Raw genomic sequence first — 12,625 nt, forward strand, 5'->3', positions numbered from 1 at the left:
CTCTCTTTCTCTACCCTTTTTATATAATATAGTTAGATTCGTCTAACCGATGAATACGTTCCTGAACAAACTTAAGCAGCTGTTCCACCTCTTGAGCAGGCAATTCCTCGTCAAGACGCGCGGCGGCAACTGGCAGCATCCAGGATTCAATTGATTCGCGTGTAATCCCGGAAAGTTGCATATAATGATGGATGTAATATTCGACCAGTGATTCACGAGCCGTTTCAAAACCCATTCGTATAACAGGCTCTGTATCCTCCGGCAAAGTGCCGCTCATTAATATTACCCAGCTTCGAGCCACATCACCCGCAGGATCCCCCGACATACCAGTCATCCAATCGATGACCCAGTATTGGTCGCCGACCTCACTGAGCATAACATTATCGGGGTGAAAATCGCCATGACAGATCTGCTGTTGATCAGGCAATGTTGTTAAGTAAGAAAGGACTCGCGCTTGATCGTCCTCGGACAATAATCGAACATTACGAATCGCTCCCGATAAAATCTGCTTCTGTAAGGGGAGTGTCCCTTCATCATCTCGCTCGCAATGAAGTCTGTAATGGCAGTCAGCCATTTTAAACGCCAGCTGCTCTAGTAACTCCGGTTGCTGAATGATAAGTGATAACAGGGTATTCCCCTGGATCCGCTCAAAAACAATGCCAGCACGCGACGTAGTATGTCCTATCAAGGATACTGCCTGTGGGACGGGGAGTCCTTTTTTGTATGCCAACTCACTTATTCTAAATTCATTTTGAACTGCTTCGAGAGGAAAATCCATTCGATATAACTTCATAATGTGCTCGTTCGAATAGGCATAGATTTCCGCAGTTCTTCCCTGACCAATTCGCTCCATATCTACCCTCCCTTTACTCGAACTCACTGCCTCTGACTTTGGAGAAAACCATACAATCAACCAGCGTACCTGTACTGTCCCGCCGCATCTTGCGCAGTACACCTTCCAGCGTATAACCCGCTCGTTCGGCTACTTTGGCACTTCGCACATTGCGGGCGTCACAGCGGATCTCCAGCCGGTTCGCCTCCAGATGAGTAATGGCAAATTGCTCTATCCCTCTCACCGCTTCTGTCATCAAACCCTCGCCAGCTCGTGATGTTCGAATCCAGTAACCGATCTCAAAACAGCGTGCATTCCAGTCAATACGATGTAACCCGCTGCTGCCTACGAATTCATCGGTATGTCTATCACGCAAATGTAACATCATGTCGGTACGCTCCAGATATTTCAGCCTTGCTTTGCGAACAGTCACTTCAGACTCTTCCAATGAAGGGATTTTCTCAGCAAAAGGTAACCACAACCGCAGCTGCTCCGCACTCTCACGGACGGCTTCATTAACGGCTGCGCCATCCCCCCACTGCGGTGCTCGAATTGTGAGGCGTTCCGTATGGAAGCTCTCGGGTATCATTAACATGATCGGATTAAATGAAGACGATTCTGTCATCGTTATACCTACTCCTCTACCTGAAATATAGAATCAATGATCAGCGGCAAATTATCCCTTACGGACACTGCACCGAATACTGAACGTGCATGTGCCCCCTGATCCCCAAATACCTCCATCATCAGATCCGAGAATCCATTTAGCACTTTATGATGTTCCTGATACGAAGCGGACGCATTGATGAAGCCTTGCACTTTAACCACTCTCTTCACCCGATCCAGTGAACCCAGCACATCTCGAACGACAGCGAGCACCTCCAGTCCGGCATTCCGGGCAAAATCATATCCCTGTTCTGTTGTGAAGTCTGATCCCAGTTTGCCGCGTTCAGAGGTATCCGGTCCTTTCCCGGATACATACATGATTCCATTCACAATAACGGCATTAGCATACTTCGCTGCGGGCGCACTGGCCTGTGGTAAAATGATCCCCAGTTCATTTAATCTCGCTTCAATCATCGTATATTCTCTCCTTCTTTTAGGGTTCTAACGGAACCTGATTCCTTATATTCCTGCCTGTAGACTCTTGGTGCTACCTGAACAGTACGCTTGAACATTTTGCCAAAATGAGAGAAGTTACTGAATCCGGCAAGCCATGCAATATCCGTAATGGATTCCTCACTTTCTCGCAGCAAACGCTGTGCTTCCTTCACCCGTAACAGATTCAGATAATCACTGAAGGTAAACCCCGTCGTTTGTTTGAACAATCGACTCAGATAATGCGGACTAATACGAAACATACTCGCCACTTCCGGTAATGTCAGTGGCTTCTGATAGTTCTCATTCAGGTAACGCACGACGGCCTGTGTCTTGGGATGAAAAACCGGCTCACGATCATCGGAGCATAACCTGCCCAGGTGCTGATTACGATAGGCTTGCAGCAACAATTCAATAGCCCGGTGACGAAGCAACAGGTTGCTTCCAGGTTGGGGACGAAGCATTTCATCGAGCATTTCGCTTACCATTCGCTCCAAAACCTCCGTGACCTGTGAAGGAAACCTTATAATAGGGATCTCCCAGCAGAAGGGCTCCTTCAAGGCTTCAACTAACTCCGTTGAAATAGCCATGATTGCAAAAAGCTCAGGCTTCAAATACAGCACCATTCGTTCATGGTCGGGCATGCCACTCTCCAAGGTCTTATGAACCGTATTCCGGTCAACAAACACCAGATCGCCAGCCTTTACCCGATAAGTCCGGTCCTTGATAAAATAGATACGCTCGCCAGACAACAGGTAATACAACTCATAATGATCATGCAGATGGTCATCCGTCATCGAGAAATATCCAATGCGACGATCATATTCGATGTGCAGTAAATCCGTGGGATCATGAAAATCCGCACTGAAAGGTTCTGTCATGGCGCCCTCTCTCCTTTCCATAAATTATAGCAAAATATGCGGCATTTGAAAGCGGTTACGCATAAAATGCGGCGAAAGAAGTACTCCCTTGTTATAGTCTAAAGCTATATTCAAGGAGGCGATAGACATGAGTAACAAGAAACGTTATGTATTAGTTGGAACCGGCGGCCGCGCCGAATTTTTTTATGGTGCTTTAACCCGGGATTACAGGGATACTTCCGAGCTTGTCGGCTTTTGTGATATAAATCAAGTCCGTATGAATTACGCAAATCAACTGTTGAAAGAAAAGTACAATTATCCCGAGGTACCTACTTATCCTGCAGATCAGTTTGATCAGATGATTGAGAAGGAGAAGCCTGACTATGTCATCGTAACGAGCGTTGACCGTACCCATCACAAGTATATCATTCGTGCGATGGAACTGGGTTGTGACGTTGTCACCGAAAAACCGATGACCATCGATGAGGAGAAATGTCAGGAGATTCTGGATGCTGTCAAGCGAACTGGCCAGAATGTAAGGGTCACCTTTAACTACCGTTATGCACCGCACCATACTAAGATTCGGGAACTTATTCTGAATGATACCATCGGGAAAGTCACTTCCGTTCACTTTGAATGGCTGCTGAATACCCGCCACGGGGCAGATTATTTCCGCCGTTGGCATCGGGACAAGCGTAATAGCGGCGGACTGCTCGTTCACAAATCCACCCATCACTTCGATTTGGTGAATTTCTGGATTGGTTCGCAACCGGATACCGTGTTTGCATTTGGTGATCTGATGTATTACGGCAGAGAAAACGCAGAAGAACGCGGTGTAACGCAGTTCTACAATCGAGCAACCGGTAACCCGATCGCGAAGGAAGATCCTTTTGCACTGCATTTGGATTCGGATGCTCATATGAAGTCCATGTATCTGGATGCCGAATCAGAAGATGGTTATCAGCGGGATCAGAGCGTATTTGGGGATGGCATCAACATTGAGGATACGATGGGTGTGCTTGTGAAGTATCGGAACAAAGCGATTCTGACCTACTCTCTCGTTGCCTACCAGCCATGGGAAGGTTACCGCATTGCCATTAATGGCACCAAAGGCCGGATTGAAATGAACATTGTGGAGCAATCCTATGTCAATTCATTGGGTGACAAAAGTAAAGAAGGTGCATTGATCGGTAAAACATTGCGGGTTCTCCCGATGTTCGATGCGCCATATGAGGTTGAAGTGGAAGAGAAAGCAGGTGGACATGGCGGAGGTGACCCGGTTCTGCTGAATGATCTGTTTGGCGAGCCTGTAGAAGATCCGTTCCATCGTGCTGCTAACCACGTGGACGGTGCCAGATCCATTCTGACTGGGATTGCGGCCAATCGTGCCATTGCCACAGGCTTGCCTGTCAATGTCAATAATCTGGTTCGTTTCTAAGTCTCCCAGGTCTTCACTACATTATTAATTTTTTTAAAGGCTGCGCATATCACGCAGTCTTTTTTATATTTTTATAATTAACCTGCACGCAAGTTGACTCGGTAGAAGGAGGAAATCCATGTTCTTCTCTTTAAAAAACCGCCTGATTGCCTTTATCGTTGTCCTGTTTGTCCTCGCTTTTGGCACACTCTCCTACCTGCTCTTCAAGGAATCACGCACGGTCATTCGCTCTTACATCGAATCCTCTGCTCTTGAGAAAATGGAGGAGTACGGTTCATACGTAGATATGGTGCAGATGCAGATCTATGATGCCGCCTCTCTTGTTTTCAATAGTGATATGGGCAAAAACTGGGATAACGCGATCGGTGATCCGAACCTGCCGGAAGGAGAAAAGATGTTGGCCAACCTCGCGATGAGCCGTTTTCTCACTCAGGCAACCAACAGTTACACCAGTATCTCGGATGTATCCATCTATCGACGGAATGGACTGCGAATTGGCAGCGAGAATCAGGTAACATATGACCCTGCCTTTGTACAAGAATCCTGGTATACAAATTTCTACACGTTGGGGGAACGCTGGTTACCTGCACACACCGATCAACATGAACGTGTCAGAGATCATGGTAACCCGGTGGTCAGTCTGCTGATGCCCATTGGCACCTTTCATCATGCTACAGCGCAGAGTGTCATGAAGGTGAATGTCAGTGAATCCTATTTTCTAGAACCGCTCCGTCGCATACATCTTGCGGAGAATAGCACTATTTTTCTGCTGGGAGAGCAAGGAAATCCTATTCTCTCACAGCAGGTAGACACGTTGGGTGCTGTAGCTACCGCAGAGATCGATCGGTTTCGTAACAGCCCGCTCAAAGCCGGAGTCACATATCTCACAAACCATGAAGGGCAGCGAGACATCCTTGTATTCAAGAAACTGGGACGTACCGGCTGGATGTTGGCGGGTCTGGCACCGGAAAAGGAAATGTACCTCTCTCTCCATAAGCTCCAAAGCACAATTCTTGTGGTAACGATTGCCCTGATTCTCGTCTCCCTCTTGGCTGCTGCATGGTTATCCCACGGCGTAACCAAACCTTTGACCAGACTGGTACTGGCGATGAGACAGGTTCAACGAGGGGCTTTTGACCAAGCGGATTCACTTTTGCCTCCAGATAAAAATGTAAAGAGCGAGATCAGTTATGTCATCTTCACTTTCCGTTACATGATCAGTCAGCTGCGGCAGCATATCCAGAATGAATTTGAACTGAAACTGCTTCGCCAGCAAGCAGAGTACAAGGCACTTCTCATACAGATTAATCCACATTTTATGTTTAATACCTTGGAGCTGGTAAGCAGTCTTGCCATTCAGCGTAGAACGGATGATACGGTTCAGGTCATTGAGGATTTGGGTAAAATGATGCGCTTTTCTATCAACACCAATGACGACCGTGTTCCCCTAACCGAAGAGCTGGATTATGTGCAGCGTTATATCTCCATTTTACAGACTCGTTTCGGTCATAAGCTCGACATTTCGGTAACGTTAGAAGGCACACTGAACTCCGTGGTCATCATCAAGTTTATTCTTCAACCACTTATTGAAAATGCAGTGAAATACAGCTTCCAGCATCAGACGACAGCTCAGGTACAAATACGGATCAACCGGATGTATGATCGTCTGCACATCAGCGTTTCAGACAACGGACCGGGTATTCCAGCAGAAATCATCCAAAAGTTGCAACATCCGGTTGCTCCCTCCTCATTGGAATCCATATTGCATAATGAAGGCTGGCATATTGGACTGGGCAATGTTATTGCTCGTTGCCGTCTGCATTATGGTGGCTTGTTCACGGTCCACATGGAGAACGTTGAAAACGGAGGCGCATGTATTGAACTGATTCTACCCGTACAGGAGGAATATGATGTACAACGTATTAATCGCAGATGACGAGATCGAAGTTCGCGAAGGATTAAAATTGAAAGTCGATTGGCATGGCATGGGCTTTGCCATAACAGGAGAAGCGTCTAACGGGATCGAAGCGGATGAACTTTTACAATCTGAACATTTTGACTTGCTGATTACCGATATGAATATGCCTGTCATGGATGGCATCAGACTATTGGATGTCTGCCGCAGTTATAACCCTTCCATTCAGATTATCATTATCACGGGTTATGAGGATTTTCAATATGCCAGAGCGGGGGTCCGCAGCCAGGTGATGGATTATTTACTGAAACCTGTAACCCGGGATGAATTGAAAGCCACATTAGGCAAAATCAAAGCGGATCTGGATGAACAACGTAAAGTTCGAGGCGACTCCGAATTGCTGCAATGGCGACTCTCTCAGTATTACCGGGAAATGAAGGAACGTTTCCTTCTTGATCTCGTCAAAGGCAATCGCCTACCGCCTTCCTCCATGCCAGAACGACTCCGATTGTTCCATCTCGAATCATGGCAGGATCAGAAGGTCTGTTTCATCACCGCCAGTATAAGTCACTCGGACAAGCCGGATATTCGAAAAGATCGATTACCCGAGCAGATGCATCTTCCTTTCGAGATGGTATGTTATGAAATCGCCCAGTCTGATTCAGACAATGTCCAGGTTTTTCATGATTCGGCACACGCAGGGATCATGCATTTCATAGTACAAGATGGTATGCAGCATGAATTCATCCAACAGCTCACGGAACATACGGCATCCGTTTTTTCAATGGAACTCAAGATTGGGATGGGGCTTTCTGTATCCGAACTTGAGCACTGGAAAGAAGGGTATATCCATTCCCTTCTGGCATGGAATTCAGCTGAAAGGGCTGTCAGCGGGCCTAACACTCAGCCAGGAACGGACTATAGTCCACTACTACCTGAAGAAACGACACGCAAGCTGCATCGTTGCCTCATTCGAGGGGAATTGGACTCCTTCCGCAGCATCATCCACAAGGAACTTCACGAGGCATTCCAGCTTTCCCCCTCCCGAATGACGCGAAGTATTTTTCAAATTTCACTGTTGATGGATTTTCCTATAGCCCCAGAATGGATACTGTGGCTTAAGACGCCAGATCAAGCAGAACGCTTATTAATGCAATGGGCTCAAGACTTCCTGGGTCGACAACTTCCTTCGGAAAATAGGGATGGGACGGTTATAGAGTTAGCCAAGCGATATATCGAAGAGAACTACATGCAGGAGCTAACGTTGACGTTACTCGCTGAACGATTTAACTATTATCCTACCTATTTCTCCGAATTGTTTAAGGAAGGTGCCGGTACCTCTTTTATTCAATATGTGACGGGCGTTCGGATGAAACACGCCTTGCAACTGCTGAAGGAAACCCAATTAACCGTATGGGATATTACAGAACTGACCGGTTTCAGTTCACCAAGTTATTTCAGCTCGAAATTCAAAAGAATGTTCAACATGAGTCCTTCAGACTACCGCTTGCAGCATTCCGAAAAAATCGATAGCCATGATCCGAAGAAATAAGATTCAAGCTGCTCCCCTTCCCCGGTATGATGTGGTTACCAAGAGAACGCCGCATGTTGTAAGCGGATTCATATCTGGTAACCATTATTCTTACCCATTCAGAAGGGAGGCACATGATGAGAAAACAGACCAAACCCTTATACGGTCAGCAGAATACCACAGCTTACTTGTTTCTTATGCCCTGGCTAATCGGACTCTTCTGTCTGACACTGGGACCGATGGTTGCGTCCTTATACTTATCCATGACCAAATTTAACCTGCTGTCATCACCGACTTGGACCGGACTTAGCAACTATGTTCACATTTTTACCGAGGACGATACTTTTCGCAGGTCCTTGGGGCTGACATTTTATTATGTTTTTTTATCTGTCCCACTAAGGCTTGCCTTTGCTCTACTGGTAGCGATGGCGCTGAACAAAGGTATTCGAGCCCTCGGCATCTACCGGACTGTATATTACATCCCTTCCCTCTTGGGCGGCAGCGTCGCGATTGCAATCGTCTGGCGTCAACTTTTTGAGGGAAACGGACTGGTCAACCAGTTTCTAAGCTGGTTTGGTATCTCGGGTCCATCCTGGATTGCGCATCCGGATTATGTGGTCTATACCATCATCACACTATCCGTGTGGCAATTCGGGTCTGCCATGGTCATCTTTCTTGCTGGCCTAAAACAGATCCCGGCAGACTTATATGAAGCGTCCGATGTCGATGGAGCGGGAAAGATACGTCAATTTTTCGGAATTACACTGCCCATGCTCTCCCCCGTTATCTTTTTTAACCTGATCATGAGCATGATCAATTCATTCCAGGCTTTTACACCCGCTTACGTGATCGGAGATGGCCGCGGGGGTCCACTCGACGCAACAATGTTCTATACCTTGTATCTGTATCTGAAAGGTTTCTCGTTCTTTGATATGGGTTATGCTTCGGCTCTGGCTTGGATCATGTTGGTCATTATCGGGGTATTCACCGCAATCGTCTTTGTTACATCCCGATTTTGGGTGTTCTACGGGGACAATCAGGAGGGTAGGTAATGCATATGCCAATCAAACGACAACTGGTTCAGGCCGGGAGGCATGCCGCCATTATACTCTTCGGTCTGCTGATGTTATATCCAGTACTATGGTTAATTCTCAGTTCGTTTAAACCGAACCATCTCATTTTCACCAGCGGCAGTCTATTCCCAACCAGCTTCACGCTGGAGCACTATATTAATGGCTGGAAAGGTCTACAGGGCATCTCCTTTGGCCGTTTCTTCGGCAACTCCGTTCTGATCTCGGGCATGAGTGTGCTGGGTAATGTGATCTCCTGTTCCCTTGCAGCCTTTGCTTTCTCCAGATTAAAGTTCAGATTCAAAGGCCTGTGGTTCAGCATGATGTTGATTACGATTATGTTGCCTTACCATGTTACCCTGGTGCCCCAGTACATTCTCTATAATGAGCTTCAATGGATTAATACGTATTTCCCATTGATTCTGCCCAAGTGGCTTGCGCAGGATTCCTTCTTCATCTTGCTTATGGTTCAATTCATACGCGGTATACCGCGGGAGCTGGACGAGAGTGCAACCATTGACGGTTGCGGGCAATCACAGATCTTTTTCCGAATCGTAGTGCCTCTGCTCGTTCCAGCACTGATTACAACAGCGATCTTCACCTTCCTGTGGAGCTGGGATGACTTTTTCAGCCAGATGATCTATCTGAGCAAAATTGATCTATTCACCGTGCAACTGGGCATTCGCTCTCTCTTCGATCCGTCAGGACAATCCGATTGGGGCGCACTACTCGCCATGTCCACCCTGTCACTGCTTCCCGTGACCATCATCTTTTTATTGTTTCAGCGATATTTCCTTGAGGGCATTGCAACAACAGGTCTGAAGTAACAACACGCTTCTCATATCAATAGACAGGGGGATTTATCATGTTCAAACGTTTCTTGATTGGTATGATTACTTCACTTTTGTTATTCGTAACAGCTTGCTCTGGAACAGACCATACAGGGGCTAATGATAATGCAGGCAATGGTAATGATAATGGAACTACCGAGGGCGGACAGGTCGAACTTCGCATCATGTGGTGGGGTGACCAGAAACGGGCAGATATTACGAATGAAGCCCTGAAGATCTTTCAGGCGAAACATCCGGATATTAAAATTTCAGGAGAATTTGCACCTTCCTCCGGATATTTCGACAAGCTGAATACCCAGCTGGCATCAGGTACAGCACCGGATATCTTTTTCCTCGGTGGAAATGTCGTTGATTATGCCAAAAAAGATGTCCTCCTTAACCTGGACCCGTATGTCGGAAACGAACTGAATCTGGATGGTATGGATGAAACCATGATCGAATACGGACGTCTCGACGGGAAGCTGCAACATATTTCTGCCGGTGCAAACGCACGAGGAATTATTGTTAACAAGGCACTCTTTGAGAAAGCCGGCGTGCCTTTGCCAGCTTCCGATTGGGACTGGGCGGACTATGCCACCATCAGCAAAGAGTTGTCCGACAAGCTCGGAGACGGCTTCTATGGAACGTACAATTTTACCGTCGACGGGATGGATATTTATCTAAAACAACGGGGTAAACAACTGTATGACATGAAAAATGGCACACTCGGATTCGCCAAGGAAGACATTCTGGAATGGTTCCAGTATTGGGAAAAGACTTCGGCATCCGGCGGTGTAGTCACACCGGAATTGCAGGTATCCAACCCGCATGATGATACCAGTAAATCCCTGTTGATCACAGGCAAAGCAGCCATGACTCTACTACCATCCAACCAACTTGCTGCATTCCAGAGCTTGACGGAAGATCCTCTGGTGTTACTCCCTGTACCACGGGGTCCTAAAGGAACGGGTGTTGTATTTGAATCCAGTCAGGGATTATCAGGTTACGCAAATACCAAACATCCGAAGGAAGTGGCAACGTTAATGAATTTCTGGATTCATGATCCTGAAGCTGCCAAAATCCTCGGTAATGACCGTGGCGTGCCCGTTACGGAAGCCAACCGAAATCTTCTTCAGGAAGACGCTGGTCCTGTGGAGGAGATTGTCTATAACTATACAAATCTTGTCTCTGAAGCTACGAAGACTGAACCTTTTGAGGTGAGTTACAATCCTCCGGGATTTGCAGAGTTCTCCAAGTTAGCTCAGACGACAAATCAAGAGATCGGATTTGGACGAAAAAGTGTAGAGCAAGCTGTCTCCGACTTCTATAACGGGACCGTTCGTATTTTTGAATCGAATCAATAACCAGAAACAGACACTGTGAGGAGGAACATATGACAGAAGAGATATTAAATCGGCTGCGCAGCATTTCGATTATGGATCAAGTTCAGCCAGTTAAACTGGAAGATCAGCAGTTATTACAGGAATGGCATGCGTCGGGTATCCGGTTTGCGGCATCGGGCGGACAAATGGAAGCTACGTATTATGCAGCAGTAGAGAAATTGCTTGCTTGTATCCTGCCCATGGGAGACAGCGATCCTATTTTACAAGAAGGTGGCATCTATCTGGGATGTTGGTTAGAGAGTACAGGTACCATCAATGCGGAGCTGCTGTCTCGCCTGCTTCCTTCTGTGTCCGAAACAACGTACCTCGCATTTGCCAAGCAGCAAAGAGAAGATGGATTGCTCCCGTATAAACTCACGGCAAACGGACCCTCTTTCCGGCAAATCCAGTTGGTAACTCCGCTGGCACGCAGTGTGTGGAACCACTATCAGCTTCATAGCAATCATGGCAAGCAGTCGCCTTTCCTGAACACCATGTATAAGGCTATGGTTCGTTACGATGAGTGGATTACCCACAACCGTAATACCCGAGGAACTGGCTGTGTAGAGGCCTTCAGTACGTTTGACACCGGACATGACTTATCTCCCCGTTTCTGGCATGTTCCGGATACACCTTATATGAATGATGCTTCTGCCTATCACCCGGATTCTCCGATTCTGCCTTTTCTGGCACCAGATCTGACTGCCAATATCTATTGTCAGCGCATGTATCTGTCCCGCATGGCTGAGGAGCTGGGAGAATCGGGAACGGATTGGAAATCAAAAGCCCAGTCCAGCCTGGAAAGTCTCTTCCGTTATTGTTACAACGAACAGGATATGTTCTTCTATGATCGGGATCGCAATGACGAATTCGTCAGAGTCCAATCCGATGTGCTGCTTCGCGTGATGGCCTGCGAGGTGGGCGACCGTGAATTTTTCGATAACCTACTACGGCGGTACCTGTTGAATACAAGCAAGTTTTTCGCTAAATACCCGTTTACATCGATTTCAATGGATGATCCCAGATTTGATCCCTTTTCCTCCTATAACAGCTGGGGAGGGGCATCCAATTTCCTGAGTTTAATCCGGGCACCACACGCATTCGAGTATCATCATCGATATGTGGAGCTAACCTGGGTAATGCAGCCAATCTTGTCCGCTCTATCCAAAGATAAGCGATTTGGTCAGGTACTAAGCCCATGGACCGGAGAACAAGGTTTTACCGAGACTTACTCCCCTACTATCCTTTGTCTGCTCGATTATGTGGAGCGATTATGTGGAATTATGCCTGTTGGATCGAATCAGCTCTGGTTTACCGGTCTGCTCCCTATCGATATGGATCATGGCGAGGTCGTATCTGGCAACACGGCTTATAGCCGAAAAGTCAACGGAATAGGATATGAATTGGTGAACACCCCGGATCGAATGACGGTATATATGGAGGGCAATGTTCATATGGACGGCCCATCAGGGATTCGGCTTGTAACGGATCATAGTGGACATCTGGAGGCAGTCATCGGAATGACCGTTCGCACCGTCGAGGGGGAGATCTTCTATCAAGGAGAGTGCATCCCAATTCGAATCAAAGGAAATGAAATGCAGCGTTACGCTGATGGAAGTTTGAAAACTGAACGCGATATTGGCATCATCCATCCTACCTATCGATAATT

11 protein-coding genes are annotated in these 12,625 nt (G+C 47.0%); 7 read left to right on the plus strand and 4 right to left on the minus strand.

Features of this window, described 5'->3' with window-relative positions:
• Positions 1–19 precede the first annotated feature (19 nt).
• Genes QF049_RS10830 through QF049_RS10845 form a run of 4 tightly spaced genes read right to left on the minus strand, consistent with a single transcriptional unit; the run spans position 20 to position 2,811 of the window.
• Positions 20–853, minus strand: coding sequence for an aminoglycoside phosphotransferase family protein (locus QF049_RS10830; protein WP_307537308.1), 834 nt, complete (start codon positions 851–853; stop codon positions 20–22).
• A 13-nt stretch (positions 854–866) separates the two neighbouring features.
• Positions 867–1,457 carry a GNAT family N-acetyltransferase gene (locus tag QF049_RS10835; protein ID WP_307537310.1) on the minus strand — a complete coding sequence of 197 codons (591 nt, stop codon included), beginning with the start codon at positions 1,455–1,457 and terminating at the stop codon, positions 867–869.
• An 8-nt stretch (positions 1,458–1,465) separates the two neighbouring features.
• Positions 1,466–1,912, minus strand: coding sequence for a RidA family protein (locus QF049_RS10840; protein WP_017688917.1), 447 nt, complete (start codon positions 1,910–1,912; stop codon positions 1,466–1,468).
• A complete protein-coding gene (locus QF049_RS10845; RefSeq protein WP_307537312.1) occupies positions 1,909–2,811 on the minus strand; it encodes an AraC family transcriptional regulator in 903 nt (300 codons plus the stop codon). The genes QF049_RS10840 and QF049_RS10845 overlap by 4 nt, the downstream gene beginning before the upstream one ends.
• Positions 2,812–2,938: 127 nt before the next feature.
• Between QF049_RS10845 and QF049_RS10850 the strand changes: the two genes are divergently transcribed.
• From QF049_RS10850 to QF049_RS10880, 7 genes are all read left to right on the plus strand, one after another.
• Positions 2,939–4,228, plus strand: coding sequence for a Gfo/Idh/MocA family oxidoreductase (locus tag QF049_RS10850; protein WP_307537314.1), 1,290 nt, complete (start codon positions 2,939–2,941; stop codon positions 4,226–4,228).
• Positions 4,229–4,346: 118 nt separating this feature from the next.
• Complete coding sequence (locus QF049_RS10855) at positions 4,347–6,164, plus strand: cache domain-containing sensor histidine kinase (RefSeq protein ID WP_307537317.1); 1,818 nt, start codon at positions 4,347–4,349, stop codon at positions 6,162–6,164.
• The gene (locus QF049_RS10860; RefSeq protein WP_307537319.1) at positions 6,139–7,695 is read left to right on the plus strand and encodes a response regulator; all 1,557 of its coding nucleotides are present in this window, start codon (positions 6,139–6,141) and stop codon (positions 7,693–7,695) included. Before QF049_RS10855 ends, QF049_RS10860 begins: the two co-directional genes overlap by 26 nt.
• Before the next feature lie 116 nt (positions 7,696–7,811).
• Positions 7,812–8,726 carry a carbohydrate ABC transporter permease gene (locus QF049_RS10865; protein WP_307543193.1) on the plus strand — a complete coding sequence of 305 codons (915 nt, stop codon included), beginning with the start codon at positions 7,812–7,814 and terminating at the stop codon, positions 8,724–8,726.
• Between the two features lie 5 nt (positions 8,727–8,731).
• Positions 8,732–9,571, plus strand: a complete 840-nt coding sequence (locus tag QF049_RS10870; protein ID WP_307543195.1) for a carbohydrate ABC transporter permease — start codon at positions 8,732–8,734, stop codon at positions 9,569–9,571.
• A gap of 38 nt (positions 9,572–9,609) precedes the next feature.
• The gene (locus QF049_RS10875; protein WP_307537321.1) at positions 9,610–10,938 is read left to right on the plus strand and encodes an ABC transporter substrate-binding protein; all 1,329 of its coding nucleotides are present in this window, start codon (positions 9,610–9,612) and stop codon (positions 10,936–10,938) included.
• Positions 10,939–10,967: 29 nt separating this feature from the next.
• Positions 10,968–12,623: an MGH1-like glycoside hydrolase domain-containing protein gene (locus QF049_RS10880; protein ID WP_307537323.1), complete on the plus strand. Its 1,656-nt coding sequence runs from the start codon at positions 10,968–10,970 to the stop codon at positions 12,621–12,623.
• Positions 12,624–12,625: the final 2 nt, after the last annotated feature.

It is taken from the genome of Paenibacillus sp. W4I10, from assembly GCF_030816325.1.
Taxonomy (GTDB): Bacteria; Bacillota; Bacilli; order Paenibacillales; family Paenibacillaceae; genus Paenibacillus; species Paenibacillus amylolyticus_B.